The following is a 23,301-nucleotide window of genomic DNA, read 5'->3' as shown; positions in this document are numbered from 1 at the left end:
TTACGCTACGCGCTGGAATAGAGTGTGGTTACCGCCACCGGCCCAGCCACGGGAGCGCCATGTGCCGAAGCCCAAGGCGGAACCATTGGCACCGGTAGAGCCGTATTGGAGGTTCGCTCCGGAAACGTCAGTGCCGTAGGTGGCCGTAACGTCCGACCGGCAGAAGACCCAGGCGCCCACGTTCGGCCCATCGCCGTAGTTGACCAGCCAACTCGCGAGGTTCTCGTTGTTGAGCACCTCTCGGTTCGCCCCTGCGGAGTCCATCAGGAACAGACTGGAGCCCGACAGGTACAGAGCGACCGCGTACTGGCCGCCTCGGTGGAACGAGATAGCTGGGGCACCACCATCGTCGGTCTGGAGCATGATGTGCGCAGTGGAGTAAGCGCTCGAATTGAGAACTGCCCCAGCCTTCTCGACAACGATCTGCCCAGCTGAGTGCATCGAGTTGATGTTCACCCCATTGAGGGAAGTTGTACCGTCACCGGCGAAGGTTGCCGCGAGGACATTACCCGCTTGGATGTGAACTGCGTCCGCGTTGTCCGCGTAGATGATCGCTCTGGTTGTCTCGTCGTTGTGGTAGAACCAGAGGTGTGCATTACCGGCGCCGCTTGGTGCAATCGCCTTGAACATACCGGTCCGAGAGATGACCTCGGCGTGACCGTCCAGAGGACCATTAACAACGGTTTTCGATGCAGCCAGGGTGAGTAGGTCCTGCGAGTAACCGTAGATCTCGTCAGCCCACAACCGGGTCTGCCGGATCGACCACCCGTCTTTGTACTTCACGTACATATTCGTCGGGTCTACTACGTCCAGAGATTCAGCGAAGTCGTTGATGTTCTCCAGCTTCTCAGCGGCCACCTCAGCACGGTCAGCGTAACCCGAAGCCTCCGAAGCGGAACCAGCGGATGCACTCGCAGACCCTGCGGCAGCAGTGGCACTTGCAGCGCTCGAATTGGCGCTCTTGGCGGACTTGTTGGCCCAGTGGTACGAGGAGTATTGCCCCGAGTTGACCACCGTATCCTCGGGGTTGTTCGCCCACTTGTAGGCCGTCTGGTTGGACGACTCGGACGCCGAAGCGCTGTTCGCTGAGTTGGTCGCAGAGGTTGCAGCCGAACTTGCAGATCCTGCGGCATTCTGAGCGCTCGTTAGGGAGCTTGCAGCCGAAGCCGCCGACTCGCTTGCAGACTGCTTGGATGCAGCCGCCGAAGCCGCCGAAGCATTCGCCGAGCTCAGAGCCGATTGGTCCCACTGCTCCATCATCCGGAGGTTGATCGCATCGCCCTCCTCGACCGCATCAGCAACGTTCACGATCCGCCGTGCCCGAGCGTCAAGGTTCCCGTTGGTGTCCGTCCCGATGGTATCGGTGACAGCGTTCCGGGCCTCTTCGGCTACGTGCATCGTCTGGATCTGAGCGAGGTTCAGGTCTGTTGCCCGGAGGATCGAACCGTCCGAGAAGGTGACCACACGATCCGTCGCTGAGGTAACCCGCTTGATCTCGATGTAGGTGTAGTCATCAGCCTCACCCCAAGCCTTGGTCGTCTTGATCGACGTAGCGGTGATGAAGCGATAGTCACTGTTGAGAACCAGTTCCTTACGGTCCTGACCGATTAGCGTAACGACAACGAAGCGTCTCGCGAGATACTCGAAGTTGATCGGCCATTCGGTAGTGGTTCCGTCCAGTGGGTAGGTGTAAACGGTCGTGACTGTAGTAGCCATTATTACCTCCCATCCTTGGGTTAAAAGAAAGGGAGCCTAAAGAGACTCCCGTACTACGAGTGAGGACTTCTATCGAGTCCTGTTTGTGCCTGCATCCATGGCCGCACGGGTCAGCAAGTTCTGAGTTAACGGGTCGTTAGGGACCAAGTTACGCAGCGCTTGGAACAGTGCAGTCTTGTGTCCTTGGATGTCATCGCCCCGCTTACCGCGAGCTACGTGGTACGCCGAACGGGCACCATTGGCGATCCCGAAGGCCACACCAGCAGCCGGCCACTGGTCGAGCACGTTGGACGCAAAGTCCTGTGCCCAAATCGAGTGGGTCGGACGACCGAAAGATGGACGGTCGGCATTGCGCCGGTCCACAGGATCCCGAGGAAGCACAGAGGTCCGGGCGTAGTTCGCCCAGTCGAACCCAGCGACACCGCCCAGCAGGTTAGCGACACCGAGAGGAGCACCGAGGATCGAGCTACGGGACACGCCCTGATAGGCGACCATGGCAGGACTCAGTGCATCCTTGAGGTACTTCTCGCGGGCACGAGGCTCCAGCCCGAGGGCCTTGGTGTGAGCCGTGGCGTAGTAGAACGCAGTGGACAAGCCTACCCCGATTAGCAGAGACATAGCCTCATCGAGAGCCGCACCGTTCCGCTTGGCCTCCCAGTAGGATCGCATCATGCGGCCATTGAGGGTCCGGACCATGAACATCTTGAATTGCATCACGGAGCCGATGAGCGGGTGATACACCTTCGATGCTTGGCTCGATACCTTGTGAGGCCGCAAGATCGCCTCGTCCGCCACACGATCTCCCAGGCGCCACAGGTGAGTGGACCGTGGATCCTTGGCGAACCCTTCACGGTTCCTCAAGCGCCACTTGCCGGAAGCATCTCGTGCGAAGTGACTGCTGATCAAGTCGCTGATGTCCGCGAACTGCTCGGGCGTGATTGAGGCCGCACGGAGACGCTCAGGGCGCAGCAGGCGGGACTCCCGGCCATTGAGCACCTGATGAGCGATGTCCATGATAATGCCCTGCCGCCCTGCATCTGCGATGAGGTTGGAAGTCTCACGGAGGACCCACGTCAGAGGCGACCTACTCGCAAGCTCACCAGTGGCGAACTCCAAGGTCCCCGCTACGTTGGCCGCACGATCACCGACACCTTGAGCACGCAGACGATCCACGATGTCCGCACGAGACGGACGGATAATCTCGTCGATCTCCCGACCGAACAGCATGTCGTGCATCGCATTGAGATCGTCCGGGTGCAGGTCGGTGCCCTTGGTGCTCCAGCGCTTGAGGATCGGGACGTTCTTCAATAGGAGCTTGGTGTGCCCGTTCCAGATCACGCGAGCAGCCTCGGTGAAGTTCTGGATGCCCATGTAGGCGTTCTTGGCGAAGAAGGCCATGTTATTAGCAGTCCGGATCCACGAACCAATCTGACCATCAGGGTTACGACGAGCACGCCCAGTGAACAGCTTGAGGGAATCGCCGAGTAGGCCGATCTCCTTGTGCTCCTTGGAACCCGGCTCGTGCTTAGCAGCCATCTCTTCGATCTGGTCGCGAAGCTCACCAACGGTCCGCCCAGTGGACGCCATGATCGCTACGTCACCATTGGTCCGCCGGTCGTAAGCCGGGATCACCCGGAGGATGTCGAACTCACGGAGGTCATTGAGCGAGAACGTCGAGCCGTCCGGCAGAGTCGTCGGAACGTCGCTGTCGAACAGGTTACGGGCTTCGAGGTAGTTGTTCGCCTCGATACCACGCAGACCATCGACGTGATCCTCGAAGACACTCGGGCGGTTGAACTGGTCGCTGTGCGAGATACCGTAAGCCTTCCTGCGGGCGTAAGCCTCAGCGAAGTCACGATAGGCCCGCTCCTCGGCCAAGTCGTCCACGTTACCGGTGCCGTCCGGAGTCGTCAGGCGCTCCAAGACATCGTTCTCGTGCAGGGCGTCCACACGGGCACGAACCTCAGGCCGCGCATGGTAGCTCTCCATCATCGAGTTGGCGATGGCGTCTTGCAGACCATCACGGCCCAGTCGGTCGATCATCAGGTCCTTGGCGGTCTTGCTGTACCGCTGAGGGAAGTAGCTGTCGGTGTGCCGTGAGCCTTCCAGAAGAGGCCGAGCGTCTGCCCTGCCGAACTGTGCTGGATTGGTGATACGGTCGTACTTCTCGCGCAGGTGCGCATGGAGACGATCTGCGAGAGCACGCTCAGGCGCTGTCAGTCCCTCACGGGTGCCGCCCTCGATAGCCTCAGCGACTCGACGGGAGATGGCCGACACTCGACCGGCACGGCTCAGGTCCTGTTGCTGCCAGAAGGGTTCGTTCAAGGCGTCTCGGATGTGGCCGTGGAAGTCACGGTAAGCTGCCTTGTCGAGCCACCCGAAGCGGTCGTGCAGGTCCGAAGCGGTCACGCCGAACTTGCCGTTCGATCCGTCCTGATAGCCAGTCGTGGACCGGAACAGGTCGTAGCCCAGCGAGCGGACCTCAGGGTTCTCAGAGCTTGCCATGGTGTAGCCGATCTCGTTCAAGCCACCGATCAAGTCGGTAGCCCCTGCGTTCGCCTTATCGTTGAACGGGTCGAGGTTCGAGAAGTCCCGAACGGTCCGAGGGTTGATGATCGAGCCAGCCGAGTGAATGGAGCCATCCGGAGTACGAACAGCGCCCTCCTCGAACGGCACGTCAGTGAACGGCACAGGACCATCGGTGTGAGTCTCCTCGCCGGTATGCGGGAGGTCCGTAGGATCAACCTCGGAACCCTGCTGGCGGGCACGCTCACGGCGCAGCAGCCGATTGAGCAGACCAGAATCATCACCACCTTCGACCGGAGCCTGTCGAGCCGCTTGGAGTCCGCGAGCCGCTTCCTGTACCGGAGCACGCCCAAGGACACCATGAGCAGCCGCGCCGAACGCAGCACCGCCGAGGATGGCCGAGGTGTAGTCAGCCTGACGCCCGGTGATCCCAGCGTTCAAGCCTTCCGAGGCCAGCCCAGCGGCACCACCAGTCACCGCACCGCCCAGCATCCGGACACCGAGAGAAGCCTCAGCGCCGACACCCGGAACGATGTAGGTCATGGGGTCGCCGATCATGCCGACTGCACCGCTCACCAGCTGGGCACCGAAGCCCGCCTGCTGGATACGCCCTTCGTTCTTCTGGCTCTCCAAGGCGATCTGAATGTTCGCGTCGAGGTCCTTGCGCTGCCCACGGAGCGGGATGTCCATAAAGGACGGACTCAGGCCAGCCGCTTGGATCTTGGCGTAGTCAGCCTCGGTCCAGTCCGCAAGAGTACCTCCGGTGAACGGATCGTTGAAGGTATCGTGCAGGCGCTGGTAGAAAGGACTGATGTCATGATCACCGTTGTCCTGCATCGCTGTGCGGAGCAAGGTGCCAATCGTCGAGTTCTCCAAGGTGGCCTTAGTGGCGTCACCAAGTCCCTCGAAGGTGCCCGGACCCTCACTCTCCTCGATCAACTTGGATAGCGGGGTCTGGACTGCTGGATCATCCGAGGCACCTTTCAGGCTCACGTCAGGACTCAGCGGCTGTTCCGGTTGAGCCTTGACGGGCGGTTGCAGGTAGCTCGGGAGATCGAGCGAGGCACTGCCGGTAGAGTCGATGGATGCCTCAGTTCCATCCTCGGGCTTTGCGAGATCGGCCAGAGCCTGCGAACGGTCACTCTTGGCTACGTCCGCCATCTGCGCCATGTACTTGAGGCCCTCTTGCGAGATCGACCCGAAGTCGCCACGGTCGTACGCTTCGACCTGAGGACGGCCAGCTGGGCCAGCGCCTTGGTTGTACAGCAGCAGAGCTTTCAGTTCATCACCACCGGCCATCCGAACGTTGTCTCGCATGTGTCGAGCAGCTGCGTCGATGGACTTGGCGGGGTTGTGGAAGTCAGCGTCAGTGATCAGACCGTAGGCTGCACCGGTCGCCTTGGTGAACTGGGCGATGCCACGAGGGCCTGTAGGACTCTGAGCGTCCGGGTTGAACCGGGACTCCATGAACAGCTGCTTGTGCAGCAAGGGGTAGGACACCCCGTACTGCTTAGCGGACGCACGGATCAGGTCGTCATACGGGGAACCGTTGGCCTGCACCTGTGCGTATTCTTGATTCAAGCTCATAAAACCTCCTTGTTAGTTGAGTCCGAAGTCACCTCCTCCGATCAACGGACCGGCTGGGCGCTTCTTGTTGTAGAACGGGTCCATCTCTCGACGGCCAGCCTCTTGCCGGTACAGGTCGATCTTGTCGGCAGACGCCTTGCGGGTCTGGTCGGCTGCTTCCTGCTGGAGCATCTGAGTGGTAATCGGCTGCGTCATGTTGATGGTGTGCCACGGGTCAGTGATGAAGATTCCCCGAGGAGTCTCGACGACCTCCAAGTCCTCTTTGTTCATGTGCGGATGTTCCGCCGCCAGGGCATCCATGTGCTGGCTCAGAAGCTCCCGGCCCGCTTGCCAGCTGGTAGGGTCCTGAGGGTCCAGCATCAAGGCGCGCTTGGTCACCGTGCCGAGGGTCTTGGTGTCGCTCCCGAAGGTCGTGGTCGTCTTCCCGAGGAAATCGTTCACCACAGCCTTCGCCCTACCCTCGTCACCAGTCCGGTACATTTCAGCGTTGAAGAGGGTTCGAGCGGCTGCATCCAGAGGCGCAGGCACGAAAGGAACCGAGGAGTCGCTACCGGTCTTCAAGTCGTTCCACTTCTGGTCGGCAAGTTGCTGCTGCTCCTTGGTGGCTGCTCGTGCGGTACGGTCATCCTCGACAGCTACGTCCAAGCCGAGGCCGGAGGACTGGAGGTTCATCAGGCGCTCATAGAAAGCTGCCTGCTCCGGGTAGACTGCCGCCATGGTCGCCGGGTCGGCCTTGTAGACCGCCATGCCTTGGTTGATCTTGTCAGTCGTGGCGTCCGAGATCTGAGTGGACGGCGATACGACCAAGCCTTGGTACTGGCGCTGGGCATCGTCCCCGAGTTGCTGGAAGAACTTGCGGAACCCGCCGTTCGACGAATCGTTGCGCAGGTACTTGAGCTTCTCGGTGTTCTTCTGCTCGTCGGACAGCTGGCTATTCCCGTCGATCTGAGCGAGCTTCTGGACCGCGAAGTTAACCGAGTCCTGCTCACTCCAAGTCCCGGTGTTCTCGTCCGAGGGCATGGTGCTGATGTCCGTGGAGGCACTCTCACCATTGAACCGCTGGTCGAACCGGGCCTGCAATGCGGCCATCTTGTTGCTGTGCTGCTGGAGCTTCACCTGTTGCGACTGGCGCTGCCCCTGCTGAGCCTTCTGGTTCGAGAGGATCGTGGCACGCATCTGGAGGATCTGTTGGGCCTCCGGGGTCTGCATGTCAGTCCCTTGGATCTTCTGGCGCTGTATCTCCAGCTGGTTGAGCGTAGCGATCCCTGCGGCTGTGTCCGGGTTCGCCCCTGCGTTCTGCAAGGCTACGCCGAACTTGGTCGAGAGATCGTGATTATGAGTGAAGGTAGCGTGTGCAGCCCTCGACTCGAACTCATCCATCTGGTCTGCGCCAAGAGCATCACTGACCTTCACCGGTTTGCCGTAGAGGTTCACCGTCTTGTCGCGAAGACCCTTGACGAACGCAGCAGCACCGGGGCGACCTGCGGCTCCCTGTAGGGATCGCTGGAGGATCGAGACGGCCATCTGCTCGTCACCAATGCCACCGGTTTCAAGCTGGTGATTCAGGTAGTCGGCGACCTGCTGCGGACCGTGCTCGCTCTGTAGGATACTCGGGTCTTCAAGAAGCGAGTTGAGTTCCGTGGTGCCCTGCATGACCATCGAGGCTTGGTACTGCTTCGACAGGTGCTGAGCCATGGTGTCAGCAAGGGCATTGTTCCGGTGCGAGATGTCCGAGTTGAAACCGAGGTTGAAGTCCTTGTCCTGCGGGTCGATCCCGTTGGCCTCAGCGTACGTCTTCGAGGCGTCGATACGGCGCTGCACGGCATACGTCTGGAGGTCCTCTTGGGTCTTGAACTTACCCTCGTTGATCTTCTGCTGGAGTTCCAAGTCGAGGTCATAGGCCCCGTTCCGACCGACCTTGCGAGCCAGAGCGGCCATGGTGTCCGAGTCGTCTTGATAGAGCAAGGTGCCGTTCGCTCGGGCATCCCGGCGCTGCTGAGGGGTCAGCTTCGAGAGGATCTCATCGGATCGCGCATCGGCTCGTTTGACCTGAGCCTGACGATACCCAGCGTACGCCCGGACACCCTGCTGGGCGAACTGGGCGAGGCTCGACAGGGCACTCGGGGCGACCGGTGCGGCCTGCACATTGACAGCCCGGTAGCCGATCCTGCCGGTGTTCCGGAGGGCCTCGACACCTGTACGCTCTTGGTTCTGTAGCGCTTCATTGATTGTATTAGCCATGATCCCTCCTTACTTGGCTGCTGCGGCTGCGTTCGCTTGATCGACACCGTAGCCTTGAGCTGCTGCACCTGCGGTCGATCCGATGACACCGAGAGCCTTCGAGAGTCCTGAGGTCCGGAGCGTAGGCGCTGCGCCCTCAATGGCCGACTTGGTGTTCTCGACGTTGCCGACCTCGTTGGCGAAGATCGACTGGTAGTCGCGTTGGTAGTTCTCGATCACGGAGTCAGACTCGCGGGCACTGTCGGCTGCGGTGACTCGCTTGATGCGGTTCAGGGAGTTGCCCGATAGGCCGGACTCGCCGATAGCCGCGTTGAGCATCCCTTGGTTCCTCAGGGACTTGAGGTTGATGTCGGTGAGCTTCTGACGCGCCTGCTCGCTCTTGTCTTGCAGGTCCATCTTGAGGTCAGCATTTGCGTAGTTCATCTGCTTAATCATCTGGATCTGCGACTTGCGCTTGGCGTCCTCAGCTGCACCTTCTGCCTTCGCTTGGTCGTGCGCACCGGACAAACCGCCGATGAGCGCTACGGCTGCGAGGCCGATACTTACGGGTTCACACATACGGCCTCCTCATAGAAAGAATTGACGGAATCGGGTGTCATCACAGAACGCCCGCTTGTAGTTGCCCCACGTACACCCGAGGGCGTTGAGGAGCTTGATGTGCTTGGTGTTCTCCAAGGACACGATGTTGGTCCGTGTCACACCTTCGCCCTGGACGACTCGCAGGTAGTCCCGAAGCATGAAGAACATTCGCATCTTGTCCCGAGGGCTCAGGGCATCCGCATGGGTCGTGTGGACGAACCAGATGCAGTCACCGGGCGTGCCACCAACGGCGAGGACATTGCCCCGGTCGTCGGTGATCGCTTTGATGCTCGGCTCACTTGAGGAGGCCGTGAGGACTCGCACAGGGCAACGTCCGGGCTTCACTCGGTCCATCTCGGCACGGTCGCTTGGGGCGAGGTTGATAGCCGCTTGGTAGAGGTGGCCGTAGTTGGCCTTGTGTAGTCGCATAGAGCCTCCTTGCTCAAGGTGAGTGGTTAGATGCCGGAAGACCGGCGCAGGTAGTTCGCCTCCCAGCCGCACCCGATGATGTTCACAGGGACAGGCGAATCAGAGGTGAGAACGAGGGTTTGATTCTGAGCATTGCCAGACACAGGGAAGCGGAACTGTCCGGTCCCGAGGGCCTGTTGGCCGACCTCACGATCCCCAAGGCGGGCACCGGACATCGTGTAGACGTACTCGGTGTATCCGTTGTCCACGGAGATGTCGAAGGCCCCGGAGTTCTCGTAGTTGACCCAAGCCCTGCGCAGCTGGAGCCGCCCGATGTCCTCGGTAGTCGAGGAGCCATCGTCAGCCGTTTGCTTGATGAGGAGCTTGGAGAACCCGTACAGGAACTCGTAGCGCATCCCGAGAACGAAGGTCCGACCGGTCACGTCACCGTCAAGGAAGATCTGCCCGGAGACAGACGCCCAGCCACCGACCGGCTCCTCGTGAAGCTGGAAGACTCCATCGTCACTCAGGGTCCAGAAGTCGCCTGAGGTCGGAATGAACCCGTAGGCGTCCGAGAGGTTGATGACCGAACGGTAGTCGTCATCGTAGTAAGCAGCCGGGGTCACCGGAGCTTTCATGTCCATGTAGGCACGGTACGGCTCACCGGTCACGTCGATAGAGTTCCGGGTGAAGTCCAAGCGCTCCAAGGTGATGCCACCGGGACGCCTCAGGATCATCCACATGAACGACCCGATGCACTGCGCCGAGAGGACCTCGACACCCTCGCCCATATCCCAATGGCTCCACGACTGTTCGGCGATCTCTTGGTCGAGGTACAGGAACTTGTAGATGAAGACGACCTGCTTAGCAGAATCGCTCAGCACCGTAATGAAGTTCTCCGTGCCTGACCCGTGGATCGCGTACACGTTGTTCGGGACATAGTTCGGTACGTGAGCCGAGATGTCCTCAGCGTCTTTCACGTCCGATACGTCCTGCACTGCGTAGTACCGCTTGATGCTCGCGTAGCTGGCACGAGGAGCCGCGAAGTACACACCTCGGCCCACACCGAACGGACGGGCGTTATCGCTCACGTCGAACTCGGTCGTTAGGTCAAGCTGAATGTTCTTCGCCGAGAGGACGCCTGAGGCGGTCAAGACGAACTGCGCTTGGTCACTCCAGAGGAGCAGCTGTTCAGAGAACGGTACGGCGTATTTGAGGATCGAGATGCGGTTGTGCGAGATCGCTACGTCGATTGGGTCGTCATCACTCAGCGCAGCCACGGAGGCCGGGAAGAAGTCGAAGTACTTGGCAGTCCTCGACATGATGACGTTCTCGCCCGACAGGAAGCCGAGACGGTTCCGGAAGAAGAAGACATCGTTAATCGTCCCATCAAGGAACGAGGGGAACGGGTTCGTGTCGTCATCACCAGAGGTCCGGGTGCCCCAGCTGAGCGGGGTCCAGTCGAATTGACCATCAGCGGCCCGCACGAGCGCGTGAGGCATCGTCAGGTTGTTGAGGTCGGTGATGACTCCCGGCGCTACGGTTTCCTTCCAGACCATGCCGACTCCATCGTACATGACCCAGTAGTTGTCCCCGGCTGCTGTGTTCTCCCCGGTGATCTCGACGATGTACCCAGGCACGCACTGAGCGGGCAACTTGGAGAACGTCTGGACCTGATAGGTGAACCCGTTGATCAGCTGCCCAGCGTAGCCGTCCGCCGTAGAGATCGAGGTGATGTCCTCGGGTGTGGTGATCATCACGTACCCTGCCCCGGCCACAGCCCCGTAGCCCGCATGGGTCACGATCTGAGTTGCCAGTTGCTGAGCGATCCACTGGGCATCCGTTTGACTCACGTCAGTAGCGACAGAGCCGTTCGCGATGGTCAAGGAGGCCAGCTGGACACCGTTGATGGTGACGGTCAGGGTTCGCCCATATTGACCGCCCCGGACGTTGATGATCGCTCGACGGTTCAGCGCGGGGTAGCCCGACTGAGACACCGTAGGCCCCAGTCCGACGACAGCCTTCCGGTTCGTGATGAACGTGTAGTCCGCCACGGTGACCATCCGGAGGTCTTCGCGAGGGTTCGAGCAGTTGGCATAGCCATTGTAATTACGAACCGTATAGGCATTCCCCAGCAGGTCCACCACGGAGATTCCAGCGCCATCGCAGATCACGAGGTACTGCTCTTGGGCGTCCCGGTTGATGAGGTGGACATACGGGTTGTTCGTCCAGTGATCCACGGGATTGAGGTACTTGACGAACTTGGTCGGCGGTCGCTTCTGGAGGCCCTCGGTTTCGGAGGACCACCCGTTCACCTGCGCTACGCCTTGGTTGGCATAACGGAGGATGTCCGGTTGTTGGCTGATACCGCCTTTCAGATTCTTGATTGATTGGCTTACGAGGCCCATTGTCACCTCCCTATCAGCGGCTGATTCGCCCGGAGGTCCACGAGTCACCGTCCAGCATGTTGTTGACACCGTAGTCAAGCTCGTACTCTTGAACGGCTACCCAAGCATCGTTCTCTTCCTCTTGAAGAGTCGCTTCGATCTCAGAGGCCCCGAAGAACCTGATGTTGAAGCGCCGCGATGCCTTGGCGATGATGTAGGACCGGAACGGCACAGGCATCTCGGAGAAGCTCTTGAGCCGGATGAGACTCACGGTGATCGGGTCGTCGAACTCGTCGGTCTTGTTGGTGCGGTCATAGACGTAGCCGCCACGGTTCGTGTAGGTCCCTGCGGATCCATCGACCATCACCCGTAGGAAGCTGTCCTCCCAAGTGATGAGCTTCGAGAAGACATCAGGGGTCAGGGTCGCGTCAGTCTCGATGTTGAACGTCCAGCCCCGCGCTTGGACCTCTTGGTTCACCTTGGCGAGTAGTCGTCGGCAGTTCGCTACGTCAGCGTTTGAGCCGTCCTCCAAGGTGTTCACTGGGGACTCGCCGATAGCAGCGAGCATGTCGTTCACAGCCTCCAGTTCATCGGCGCTGTACAGTGTTGCTTCATCGTATGCAGAAGCCATTGGCACCTCCTTGTGCGCTGGTGTTAACGAAAAAACCCCTCAAGCCAAAAGAGGACATGAGGGGTTCATAGGGTTAGGCGGTTACCTTGGCCTTGGATGCAGCTTTCGCTACGTCGAAGACCACAGCGCCTACGGCTTCCGGACGCAGGCCACCGTGACCCATTGCGTACTTACCAACGATCTGGTCAGCTTGCAGGGAGGTACGGCGGTCGCGCTCCAGGGCCATGTCACGCAGCTTCACGGTGCCCACAGCAGTGCGGTGAGACAGCAGGCCGACAACGTTGTCCAGAGCAACAGGAACGGTCGAGGACGAAGTAGCCGGGAAGGCGTGTTTCTGGTTGGTGCCATCACGATCATCACCAGCACCACCTACGGTCAGGTGAGGCACTTCGAGGATCTCCCAGCCCATCACGTTGCGGATCGCACCGGTTTCCGGGTTGATCAGCGCTTGGTAGTTGGCTGCGTTCGGCATCAGAGCCGCGAGGATCGCCGAGTAGTACTCAGGCTTGGTGTAGAAGGTACGGTCACCGGTTGGCACGTACTTCTGAGTGAAGTCTGCACGAGCAGTGGTCAGCGCCTTGATGATCGCAGTACCGAGGGCCGCTTGGTCGGACAGAGCCGATTGGGAACCGATGGACTGGATGGTCGGAGAACCCAAGCCTTCGATGTTCTCGTTCGAGGTCGATGGCAGGTTGTTCAGGTTCGCGATCTCGGCCAGTACTGCACCGTCAGCCGCGATAGCCAGAGCCTCACCGATCTGCGAGGAGTACTCGGAACGCACGTCATAGTGGTTCATCGCATCTTCGATGTCGTAGATCAGAACATCGGTAGCCAGCAGGCCGTCGATGGCGATCACTTTCTCGGTGTGCTTGATGTCACCGCGCTTGTCATCGAGGTTCTCACCGGCTTTCAGGTAGTAACCCTTGGTGCGACCCATGACTGGGAAGCTGGCCGATTTACCGTTCTGAATGGTGCGGACCATATGTCGAGTGACGACTACGGCACGACGAGCGAATGCGGCCAGAGCCTCACCGCCGAAGACCTTTAGGAAGCCGCCCAGCAAATCCGTGCTGGTGCTGCCCTTACCTTGATCCAAACCAATCTGTTGACCGCCTTGTGCATTTGCCATGTGTTCATCTCCTTATGCTTGCCCTCGCATTCCTTGCGGGGCTTCCTTGAACGGCAGGCACGACGAATCCTCGGGATATACCCGAAGAGTCGAAGTGTCTTTTCTGCCTACGAGTGAGGGCTTTTAGTCCTGCCCTCGGGTGCTGCTGGCTCCTTAGAAGCTCGACACCATGACGCGCTGCTCAACCTTGCGGCGGAACTGCTCGTCCAGTCGGTATTCCTTGGAGTTCATTGCGGCGATCATCTCGCCACGGGAAGCGAACGGCTCGACGGCGACCTGCGGCTTAGCGCGTCCCTGAGGAGCGGTAGCGGCCTTGGTCATCACGTTACGCTCAGGGGACTTCCCGAACTTCTTGCCACGGCTTGCAGCGCCGAGGTTGATGATCGAACGGACGGTCGCCAGATCCTTGCGCTCCATGGCAGCTTGCAGAGACTCAAGGGACTCCGGGCTGTTGGTGCGCATGTGGGCGACGATGGCGTCGAACTTCTCTTGACCACCGGCATACTTGATGATGCCCGAGGCGTAGCTCTCAGCGAGGGCCTCTTGGCCGCGCAGGTAGCTATCGACGAATGCCTTCGAGTAGCCTGCTTTCGCGAGGGCCTCGTAGGTCTTATCGGACAGCTTGCCGGTACGCTCGTACTCATCCTCAGCCGCATTCGCAGCCTCTTCGGACAAGCCATTCGCCACGGCATGAGCACGCATGGTGTCGAAGCCTTCGGCGTACTCGTCGAGCGCTTGGACGTTCTGTTTCAGTTCGTCGCTTGGCTCGGCCAGAGGCTCGAAGTCCTGCTCACCAGCATCATCACCGGCCTCACTGACATCGGAGGTTTCCGGCTCATTGGCCTCAGGCTCTTTGTTGTCAGTGGTTTCTACACCGTTGAAGCCCTCTTCCTGAGGTTGCTCCAAGCGGATCTCATCGTCGCCATCACGGACAGCTACGTCCATAGCCAGCATGTTCTGCTCGTGTTCACGAGGATCATTCGACGAGATAACAGCATTACGAACGCCGAACTCGGCATAAACATCTGCGGACATTGTGTCTCCTTGTTTTCAGAAGTGATGGATGCAGTGACACAACGAGGACCGTTATGCCACTACCAGTGAGGGTTTTAGCCGACCTGTCCGACCGGAGATGCTTGAACGCCCATGGAGTCCATCGCAGCGGACATAGCGTCCGGACTTGCGGTAGCCTGAGCGGCTGCACCTGCGCCGATGCCTTGGGCACCTGCGGAGACACCATCCTGCATAGCCGACTGAGCCAATTGCTTGGCCTTGTCTGCATCGGTGAGGATCAAGCCTGCGGTATCGAGGCCCAAGGCGTTCGCAATGCGGACCTTGAGATTCCCGATGTTCAGATCCGGGTCCTGTACCTGCGACAGCGGGATCACCAAGTTCGTGAACTGAGTGAGCTTGTCGAGATCCTGACCACGGCCCAGTGCTTCCATACCGGTGCTTACGGTCGGCTCTACGGCTTCCTTCGGCATGTCCGGAATCAGTTGGGTAGCTTGAAGCTGAGTCATCAGGTTGCGGACGATTGGAAGCTGTAGCTCCCGAGCGAGGATCGAGTAGACGCCACCGAGGGTGTCTTCCAGTTCCTTGGCGACATACCGAATCTCTTCGGCTGTCACTCGTTCGCCCTGGCGCTGCACTGCGCTGTTGAGCATGAAGGCATACGACAGACGACCTTCGATGTTCTCAGCGACTGTACGAGCCACCGAGAAGTCGGCGGTCTTGTCCAGCTGGAGGAACTCGATGTCCTGCACACGGCCCGGAACGAAGTCGCCAGTCTGTGCCTTGACCAATCGGCGCACCTGAGTGATGCCATTGGGATTGACCAGACCGACCACCTTCGAGGCGATCATGGAGAACTTGACGATTGACTCGGTGAGGTTCTCAAGCGACTGGAGGTCGCCCATGTACTCCTCGACGTGCGAACGTCCGTAGTTCTCGCCATCCATCTTCACGTAGCGCACAGGGATCCACGGGCAGCTATCCAAGGGATACTGACCATCGGAACCATCGACCTCGTTGCCGCCAACTTCCTGATAGCTCAGGTACTGGTCACCGGACTCATCGTCGAGGTAGATGTGCGTGTGAACGTCGATCAACTCATCAGGATCGTGGTCACCCTCAAGGGTGTTCCGTACGTCCTCCGGTAGAGCCGCGAAGGCTACCCGGTCGTAGGTGATCATCTGGAGGATGGTGCCGAAGGGATCTCGTTGCACCACATAGCTGTGTAGCTTGTAGAGCTTCGGCGGTTTGAACTGGTCGCCCTCCGGAGGAGGCAGGTACAGCAGCCCATTGCCAGCCACGAGCAGCTGCTTGAGCAACTCGAAGAGGGTCGGGTGATAGCTGTTGGCATCCATGAAAGACATCAAGATCCGCTCGACCATCGAGAGGCTTGCGTCGATCTGCGACAGTTGCTGAGGATCCGTGAGGACCTCTTTTGCTTGGAACTCCGACAGCTGCAAGCGCATCCACGGAGTACTCGGGAACAGCGCAAGCATGAGCTTGGCCGCGATGTTGTTTAGACCTCGGGCACCTACGGACTGCCACGGTTGCGTGTAGTCGGTGGAGGCACCGTCAGATGACTTCGGGAACAGCGAAGGGATGGTGAGCGCTGCGGCATTCTCTGCGCGAGTCTCGTACGATGATCTGTCATTGACTAACCTGTCGTAAGTTTCCTTGGCACCGTTGGCCCCGAAGCCCGTGCGAGCTTCTGCCATACGATACCTCCGTTAGATATTCAGACCGGTGCCACTGGAACGGGCGATGGACAGGCCGCGCTTGCCTCGCGCTCGGGCAGCTTTGCGTGCAGCCTCGGTGTCGCTGTCGTCATCGTTCGCGGTGTCCGTGGTCGGAGCTTCCACCTGTGCGGCTGCTGGTGCTGGTTGCTCTGCCGGGGCGTCATTCTTTGGAGGCTTAGCGTCACCGCCGATGAGGCCACCAGTTGCAGAGCCGACAGCGCCGGTCACCTTCTTAACGATCTTCTTTACTTTCTTGCCCATCCTTGGGTCCTCCTAATTTCCTGTAGTTGATCTCGTAGCGTCCCTCTGCCCTTCGGTGAGTGAACGCCATGACTCGATAGCCGGTTCTCTCGGCCAACTCCCACGCAAGTTTGATCATCTTGATGCCCACGCGGCCCCGATAGCCGGGCGACACGTAGCACCATTGGACAGAGATCAGTTCACCCACCTGACAATCGTCATCGGCTGTAATAACAGCGCCTGCGACAACTCGGCCCTCGGAGTTAATCGCTTGGATCTCGTAACGATCATTCGCTTCGACATCCCCGGTGATTCGCTCAATGGCTTCCTCGGGTGTCGATGTCCAGGTGAACTCTGTGATCTCGGCGACCGCATCAGAGATAGGAGTCCCGACGAGTGTCGGTTCGCCCTCCTCCAAGTACGTGACCTCGTACCTCATCGGGTCTTGGTCCGAGCGCCGAGGCTCTTTTTGATTGCGCTGGTGGAGTAGCTGGTGGAGTTCTTGATGGTGCCTTTCGGCTTATCGAGAGCAGAACCTACGGAACCGGAAGTTGTATCATCCAGATCCACACGAGCCGGGTTATCGGTATCGTTCTCGTCACCACTGGCAGACCCATCGCCATACTCGACACCTTTCGGAGTTTCGAGCAGTACGGGTTCTGGTGCTGGAATGTCGGAACTTACCTTCGGTGTCTTGACCTTACTTGAAAAGCACATGGCACCTCCTATGCCTGCATGTCCTCCATACGCTGCTGTTGAGCAGAGTCCATTAACTCGATCAACTCAGTGACCAAGTTGGCACCCTCGACGAATCCGTAGATTGCCGCCTCGGTCCAGCCAGCCTTCCGTAGTTCGTCAATCGCACCTACACGGGTGAGATATGAGAAGTTGGTACGTGCCTGGAGGAACTGAGCGGCCCCTGCTGGAATCGCCGGGATGTCGTCTGGACTGTCGAAGTGATGCTGAATGGCGGATAACATATGATTAATAAACCTCCATATCTGAAAGAGTCCCTAAGAGAATCTCTAAGATATGAAACTCTCAGAGGGACAGAGGGATCTCCCACTACGAGTGAGGGTCTTTAATCGCGGCCCGGATCGAAGGGTTCGTGAGGAGGATTCCACGGGATCGGCTTCATGGTTTCCCAGTCGAAGTCGGAGGAGCGGCAGATGCGAGCCACGCGCGCCTGAGTGATCAGGTCGTCGTACGCCATGCCCTGCTTGCGAGCCAGAGAGGCCACGCAGTCCCAGTAGGTGATCGGATGCTCGAAGGCACACTCGGCCTCGTCGCCCGGAAGGCTCGTCCACGACCACACGGTTTCACCCTTGCGAGGACCAGACTTCATCACACGGCTGGCCTCGAAGAAGAACGAAGGCTTGTCCAGCCAGTCCCACAGGTCCTGAGTGCCGACCTTCTCGCCTACACCCGGAATGCCACCGTAGCCGTCCGTGGTGTCGCCCTTGATGGTCTGGTACAGGTGATACTTGTCAGCATCGGCCTCGGTGTTCGACACGACCTTGTTGTTCGTCAGCCAGTAGAACCGACCGGGAATCGTGTTGAAGTCCTTGTCGCAGGACACAGGGATCGCCTCGTCCACGTCCAGATACTCCGGGTGAGTCGCGAGAATGCCCATGACATCATCGCCCTCCAGGCCGTGCCACTGGAACGTGTGGGAGTACGTTTCGAGGTTAGCGAGTTCCTTCGCCACGAAGTCCGGGTAACCCACAGGCTTGCGGGTCCCCTTGCGGTTGGCCTTGTAGGTCGGCAGGACGAACTTACGCCAGTTGTCATCACCGTTCTTCGTGGAGAAGACCATTACCAACTTGGCATTGTGGAACTCACGGAGGCGCTCGCGGATACCGTTGATGGAGTTCTCCAGAGTTTGCCGAGCCTGAGCGTGATCGCATTGAAGCGACCACACGTCATCACCCCAGTCCACTTCCTGTTCTGCACCTTTCATAGCGTGCATCACGAGGTAGTCACCATCTAACAACAATGCAATCCGTTTGCTCATTGAATCCTCCCGTGTTTCTTTAACAGCCGAACGCCACTTGCAGTAAGTGTCCAATAGCCAGAGACAATGCCAGCACCGTTAAGAGCAGTAATATGCCCTCGGCTGGCGGCTTCGGCGATTGAGACTGCAAGTTCCCTTGCGAAGTTGGACTTATAGGTTCGTGGCTCCATCTTGATGTAGTAGAGGAACTTGAGGTACTCATCCATCAGAGCACCACAGTTTGAACCGGCGAGACACGGGTGATGTTCAGGTGCTCGAAGGTGTCACCCATGTCCTTGCGGAGATTGAAGCGGACACCATGTTGCACGAGATCAATCACGAAGTTCTCGTCGTCTTTCATCAAGGCACGCTCAGAGCGCTCGATGGAAACCTTGACGGCAGCCACTTGCTTCGGACTCAGGTGCTGTTCAACTTCGTTCTTGTCCAAGGCAGCTTGCAACTTGCCAACGAGAACTTCCATCTCCTTGCGGACACTTTCCAGTTCCGCCGAAGTGAATACCACACGGGTATCGAAGGTGTGACGAAGTTTGACGGTAATAGCCATGAAAGTTACTCCTTATATATTAGTGGCAATCTTTCCAAGTTGCGCCGAACTTCGCCTCGGTATCTAACGGACACCGGAAGTTGAACATTACTTGAACATTACGCATTGCAGTTTGTGCAGCCTCAGCAACTATCTGTGCAGTCTCTTGATCTTTAGCTGCGATTTGAAGTTCATCATGAACCCACGCCATGAAGGCGAAGTCCCCGTCCCATCCATGGACGAGGCCGTACTCTTCCATGAGTACCCGCTCTGTCTCGGCGACCCACGCCTTGCACACAAGAGCACCTGCCGATTGCAGCAGGGAGTTGAGCGCACTGTGAGGCGACCGAACGTGGACCTTGCGGCCATCCAAGCCACGGATCCAACGGCGCTTCCACTTGATGTCGAAGCGCTTGAGCGCTTGGTTCCACTTCTGCGACTCCACCAGCTGCGCTTCGAGAGCGTCACGCAGCGAGGAGATCGCCGGGGTGTTGTCCAAGAAGTCTTTCTTGAGCGCCTTGCCCTCGGCCTTACCGCCACCGACAAAGCTACCCACCAGACCATCACCGGCTCCGTACAGGAACGCATAGATGAACGTCTTGGCAATCGACCGGCGCTCCTCGTGGTAAGCATCGTGCTTGTCCCGAGGTACGTCCGGGCAGATCCCGGCAGCGACACCGTTAGTCCAGTGAATGTCACCGTGCATAACGATGTTCATGTAACGACCTTCGTCGAATGGAGCACCGAAGTGACCCAAGCAGCGAAGCTCAAGGCCGCTCGCATCGACACCGACTTGAACCCATCCCTTGAGTCCAGCGCCGAACAGAGCGCGGCATTGAGGCCCGAACGGAGCAGTACCAGAAGGCACCTGAGCCATGTTCGGGAACGAGTGGGTAGCACGTCCTGTTACTGCCCCATTCGAGTTCACGTAGCCGTGCATACAGCCATCCTTGGCTACGAGACGCATCCATGCGTTCTCACCTTCGGCTAACTGACCGATCCGCTTCTGGATCATCAGGTACTCACGTACGAGGTCGATGCAAGCCTGAGCCTGCGGGTCCTTGACCTTGACGTGTTCGAGCACCTCATCATCGACCTTCGGAGCACCCGTAGGGGTGAACTCCATCGGTTCCCATCCCGCATCCTTGAGGACCTTGATGATGTGATCCCGGCTCGCGGGGTTGAACGTGATGTGCTTCACGGGCGTGTACGGGGCACCTTCCATGGTTTCCGTCTTCGCCAATCGCCGGGACTTCCCTGTCCCTGTCCAGATCGCGCCCTTGAGTGGGTACTTGACCCGTGGGTACTTCGCCAGCGGTTTACCCGTCCGTGGGTGTAGGAAGGCTTCCTTGCCTCCGTGCGGCTGATACCACGACCCGAAGGTCTTGATGAGTTGCATGAGGAGATCCGAGCGGCGTCCTGCCAGCTCCATGTACAGCCTCTCAGCTGCAACCTCATCGAAAGGAAATCCGTTCCTCTCCATCTGAGCCAGCGTCCATGCGGCTTGATGCTCCAGGCGAATCGAGTTGACCCATTGTCCGCATCCTTGCGGGAAGTAGTACGAATCGCCGAGGAGTCGGTCGAGCAGTGCCCAAGTGACCTGTACGTCCTGTACGCAGTACTCAAGCATCTCTTCCGTGAAGATCGCCCATGCGTCTTCCTGTTCACCGTAGGACCCCTTGAGAATCCCGAGGCGATAACCCCACGCAGCCAGCTTGTGCGACCCCATGAGCTTTCCGGGCAACTTGCCGGATTTCACAAGGGCGCTGTCTCGTTCCTTGATGTTCGAGTAGACCAATCGCGATGCGGTCAGTGTGTCGAACAGCTTCTGCCGTGGGATGTTCAGGCGTTTGCCGAGGTGCATCCGCTTGAGCTTGTCGAGTGCCGGATGGTCGTAAGCGATCCCGTTGTGGGCGATTAGCAGACCATCTTCCTTGGCGGCTTCAAGCTCCAGTGAAAGGATGAACTCAGCAAATTGATGCGGTCGGTATCGTAGTACTGTGCCGCTGATAGGGTCAATAGTGACCCCACAGTGGAACTTAGACACTTCGGCCAGAAGGCCGTCAGTCTCAACGTCAAAGATGAGCATGTGGCCCTCCTATAGCGATGTGTTTTCAGTTGGTTGCGGTCAGTTCCTTGAGCTTCGCAGCCTCGGCACGCAAGGTCGCTTCGACCTCATCAGCAGCCTTTGCGGCAGCTACCAGCTTCTCGACGGTCGCACGGGCCAGAGCCGCTTCCTTGCGGTTGACCTCTGCGGCTTTCTCCAGCGCCTTGACCAGTTGAGCCACTACAGCGCGATAGAATTTGATGATGAACATAGGGTTTCCCTCCTTAGAAATCGCCTTCCTCCGAAGTATCAGGCATCGACGAATAGTCCGGCCCCCACTCTTCCGAGACAGGATCAAGCCAGCCAGTTTGCTTGTTGTATTTCATGAAGCCTGCCTCGCCGGTTTCACCCGTGAAGCGGCACTTGAGGACGCGGAACAGGACCAAGTTCGGGTTCTCACCCTGCTGGTTTCGTTCTGCTGCAATGATGGTGTCGCTCAGCTGTCGCAGAGATCCGGAGCCGCGCAGATCGGTGACCTTGATCACTCGACCCTCTTCGTGAGGCGTGCCCTTCTCCGGGTTCTTGAGGTGGCAGATGACGACCATCAGGATGTCGTTCGACTTAGCGAAGGCTTTCAGCTTCGTCATGAGTCGGTCGATGGTCTTGCGCTCGTCGCTGTTGTCGTCCATGCCGGACACGACGATAGAGATGTGGTCGAGCACGATGACCTTGCAGTCCCGCGCCTTGACCATGTAGTGCAGCTTGGCGATCAACCGGTCCTCGACGGACTCAGCGAACGAGTCGTACAGGAACAGCTTGTCGCTCTCGAACAGAAGGTCGAACGCTTCGTCGAACTGCTCCTCAGTGGTCGCTTCCGGGTTCTGCCGAAGGCGAGTCTTGAGGTGAAGACCCACGATGTCCTGCACCGTCTCCTCGACGGCCTCCTCCAGCATCGCTACGCCAACGTTGATACCCTGCCGGTGGAACCAGTTGTAGGTATTCTGGCGAACGAAGGTGGACTTGCCGCTGCCCGAACCCGAGGTCACCAAGAGAAGCTCACCGCCCCGTGCATCCTTGGTCATGTCACGCAGCTTCTGCGGAGCATCCAACGGGATCGACGGAACGACCTTCTTGTTCTTGATGCGCTCTTTCAGCGACTTCGCGGACACCACACCGTCCGGAATGAACGGCCCAGCGTTCCAGATCGCATCCATGAGTTCCTTGCCGCGACCGGCCAAGAGACACTCGTTCGCATCCTTGAGCGGAAGCACCGCGACCTTCACCTTGCCAGCCGGAAGAACCTCGGCGGCTTCCTGAGAAGCTAATCGCCCTGGCTCGTCCATATCGAACATGAGAATGATCTCGTCGAACTGGTCGAGGTACTCATAGTTCGCAGCACACGCAGCCTTGGCAGACTTCGAGCCAGCCGGGATGGAGACTACCGGGTACTTGCAGCCTTGCAGCTGAGCTACCGAGAGACAGTCGATCTCACCTTCGGTGATAACGATCTTCCGTCCACTGTTCCAGAGGTGAGCGCCCCACAGTTGAGTCTTCGAGAACTTGCCGCGAGTTTTGAACTCTTTGTCCTTGTCCCGAAGTTTCTGTGATACGAGCGAGCCATCTGGACTGTAGTAGTTGGCGATCTGGTAGTTGACACCGTAATGCTTACCGACCCAGTACCCGAACTTACGACAGGTTTCCTCTTGGATACCCCGAGCCGGAAGTCCTTGGTAACGACCACTCGCATCGCCCATTTCCAGACAGCCCGCAACGCTCTTAGTAGGAGCACGTACGGCGCTATCGGATCCGTCACCAGCAACGTAATGTTCACATGAGTGGCAAAACGTGTGACCGTCAGTATACAGTGCATTTGCATCTGACGAGCCACAATTATCACAGGGCATGTGGTGGAGGAACTGACTATCTTCCGCATCAGAATGGCGCATCTTGACCACCCACCGGGCATGTCACAGGAAGTTCTTCGCCAGTTGCTCTTCGCGGAATCAGGTCGATGTACTTGTCGCGCATCTTCTGGTATCGCGCTGCTGCACGAGACTCAGGGTAAATCCTGCGGACGACCTCCAGCTTGCCCCAGTGTTTCTCACCGAGGAACCGAACGTACGCGCCCTCTACCCCGTGGTGCGCTTCAACTACCGCGAACTGGTTGAGGTTGTAGTCGAAGTTATCGACAGCCTCGGTCACACAGTCGTAGTCATACACGATGACATCGACAGGCAAGTTCTGGATCTTGAAGCAGCCCTTAACGCGGTCCGACTCGTTCGTATCGTAGAACGGCTGGATCGTGAACGGGACATTGAAGTGGTCGAGTGCGATCATCACTTTCGTGAAGTCTGCACCTGCGGTGATGATGTCGATGTCCTTCGGTTTAACCCCGAAGAAGATGTCACGGGCACAACCACCAGCGATGATGCAACGAACCCCTCGACTCTGTAGGTTTCCCAAGAGATCGAAGGCCGCTTCAAGTGCAGCACGAGTAACCATGAAGTTACCTCCTATGTCAAGTTT

General features: G+C 58.7%; 20 protein-coding genes and 1 pseudogene. All 21 read right to left on the bottom strand.

From position 1 onward, the window contains the following. Nucleotides 1–1,716 carry a phage tail fiber protein gene (locus CAG34_RS08980; RefSeq protein WP_085589366.1) on the bottom strand — a complete coding sequence of 572 codons (1,716 nt, stop codon included), beginning with the start codon at nt 1,714–1,716 and terminating at the stop codon, nt 1–3. A gap of 69 nt (nt 1,717–1,785) precedes the next feature. Next, nucleotides 1,786–5,829, bottom strand: a complete 4,044-nt coding sequence (locus CAG34_RS08975) for a transglycosylase SLT domain-containing protein (RefSeq protein ID WP_085589364.1) — start codon at nt 5,827–5,829, stop codon at nt 1,786–1,788. A 12-nt stretch (nt 5,830–5,841) separates the two neighbouring features. Further along, nucleotides 5,842–8,070 (bottom strand): hypothetical protein, encoded by a 2,229-nt coding sequence (locus CAG34_RS08970; RefSeq protein WP_085589362.1) that lies wholly within the window; start codon nt 8,068–8,070, stop codon nt 5,842–5,844. 9 nt (nt 8,071–8,079) lie between these two features. After that, nucleotides 8,080–8,628 (bottom strand): hypothetical protein, encoded by a 549-nt coding sequence (locus tag CAG34_RS08965; RefSeq protein WP_085589359.1) that lies wholly within the window; start codon nt 8,626–8,628, stop codon nt 8,080–8,082. Between the two features lie 9 nt (nt 8,629–8,637). Further along, nucleotides 8,638–9,078 carry a phage protein Gp13 family protein gene (locus CAG34_RS08960; RefSeq protein ID WP_085589357.1) on the bottom strand — a complete coding sequence of 147 codons (441 nt, stop codon included), beginning with the start codon at nt 9,076–9,078 and terminating at the stop codon, nt 8,638–8,640. A gap of 26 nt (nt 9,079–9,104) precedes the next feature. Next, on the bottom strand, nt 9,105–11,465 hold the full coding sequence (locus CAG34_RS08955; protein ID WP_085589356.1) for a hypothetical protein: 2,361 nt from the start codon (nt 11,463–11,465) through the stop codon (nt 9,105–9,107). 13 nt (nt 11,466–11,478) lie between these two features. Next, nucleotides 11,479–12,075 carry a phage tail protein gene (locus CAG34_RS08950; protein ID WP_085589354.1) on the bottom strand — a complete coding sequence of 199 codons (597 nt, stop codon included), beginning with the start codon at nt 12,073–12,075 and terminating at the stop codon, nt 11,479–11,481. A 73-nt stretch (nt 12,076–12,148) separates the two neighbouring features. After that, nucleotides 12,149–13,204 (bottom strand): phage capsid protein, encoded by a 1,056-nt coding sequence (locus CAG34_RS08945; protein ID WP_085589352.1) that lies wholly within the window; start codon nt 13,202–13,204, stop codon nt 12,149–12,151. 153 nt (nt 13,205–13,357) lie between these two features. Continuing rightward, complete coding sequence (locus CAG34_RS08940; protein WP_085589350.1) at nt 13,358–14,239, bottom strand: hypothetical protein; 882 nt, start codon at nt 14,237–14,239, stop codon at nt 13,358–13,360. A gap of 74 nt (nt 14,240–14,313) precedes the next feature. Beyond that, the gene (locus CAG34_RS08935) at nt 14,314–15,930 is read right to left on the bottom strand and encodes a portal protein (protein WP_085589348.1); all 1,617 of its coding nucleotides are present in this window, start codon (nt 15,928–15,930) and stop codon (nt 14,314–14,316) included. A 12-nt stretch (nt 15,931–15,942) separates the two neighbouring features. Next, complete coding sequence (locus tag CAG34_RS08930; protein ID WP_085589345.1) at nt 15,943–16,212, bottom strand: hypothetical protein; 270 nt, start codon at nt 16,210–16,212, stop codon at nt 15,943–15,945. Then, nucleotides 16,184–16,609 carry a GNAT family N-acetyltransferase gene (locus CAG34_RS27820; protein WP_143516439.1) on the bottom strand — a complete coding sequence of 142 codons (426 nt, stop codon included), beginning with the start codon at nt 16,607–16,609 and terminating at the stop codon, nt 16,184–16,186. Before CAG34_RS27820 ends, CAG34_RS08930 begins: the two co-directional genes overlap by 29 nt. A gap of 17 nt (nt 16,610–16,626) precedes the next feature. After that, nucleotides 16,627–16,908, bottom strand: a complete 282-nt coding sequence (locus CAG34_RS27815; protein ID WP_143516437.1) for a putative phage head protein — start codon at nt 16,906–16,908, stop codon at nt 16,627–16,629. Between the two features lie 8 nt (nt 16,909–16,916). After that, entirely contained in the window at nt 16,917–17,171 is a 255-nt protein-coding gene (locus tag CAG34_RS29410; RefSeq protein ID WP_085589343.1) for a phage protein, read from the bottom strand. Between the two features lie 101 nt (nt 17,172–17,272). After that, a complete protein-coding gene (locus CAG34_RS08920; protein WP_085589341.1) occupies nt 17,273–18,205 on the bottom strand; it encodes a hypothetical protein in 933 nt (310 codons plus the stop codon). Between the two features lie 205 nt (nt 18,206–18,410). Further along, nucleotides 18,411–18,749, bottom strand: a complete 339-nt coding sequence (locus tag CAG34_RS08910; RefSeq protein ID WP_085589337.1) for a hypothetical protein — start codon at nt 18,747–18,749, stop codon at nt 18,411–18,413. A gap of 19 nt (nt 18,750–18,768) precedes the next feature. Then, nucleotides 18,769–20,817, bottom strand: a complete 2,049-nt coding sequence (locus CAG34_RS08905) for a DNA polymerase (RefSeq protein WP_085589335.1) — start codon at nt 20,815–20,817, stop codon at nt 18,769–18,771. A gap of 25 nt (nt 20,818–20,842) precedes the next feature. Further along, the gene (locus CAG34_RS08900) at nt 20,843–21,046 is read right to left on the bottom strand and encodes a hypothetical protein (RefSeq protein ID WP_085589333.1); all 204 of its coding nucleotides are present in this window, start codon (nt 21,044–21,046) and stop codon (nt 20,843–20,845) included. 13 nt (nt 21,047–21,059) lie between these two features. Beyond that, nucleotides 21,060–22,529, bottom strand: a complete 1,470-nt coding sequence (locus tag CAG34_RS08895; protein ID WP_256573538.1) for a DnaB-like helicase C-terminal domain-containing protein — start codon at nt 22,527–22,529, stop codon at nt 21,060–21,062. A gap of 63 nt (nt 22,530–22,592) precedes the next feature. After that, nucleotides 22,593–22,679: pseudogene (locus CAG34_RS29405) on the bottom strand (primase-helicase zinc-binding domain-containing protein); the annotation flags it as partial. A 28-nt stretch (nt 22,680–22,707) separates the two neighbouring features. Then, nucleotides 22,708–23,277 (bottom strand): hypothetical protein, encoded by a 570-nt coding sequence (locus CAG34_RS08890; protein WP_085589329.1) that lies wholly within the window; start codon nt 23,275–23,277, stop codon nt 22,708–22,710. Nucleotides 23,278–23,301: the final 24 nt, after the last annotated feature.

The organism is Pseudomonas sp. B14(2017) (assembly GCF_002113255.1).
Taxonomy (GTDB): domain Bacteria; phylum Pseudomonadota; class Gammaproteobacteria; order Pseudomonadales; family Pseudomonadaceae; genus Aquipseudomonas; species Aquipseudomonas putida_Z.
Note: the sequence above shows the minus strand (reverse complement) of the source record. Positions and strands in the feature narration are given on the sequence as shown.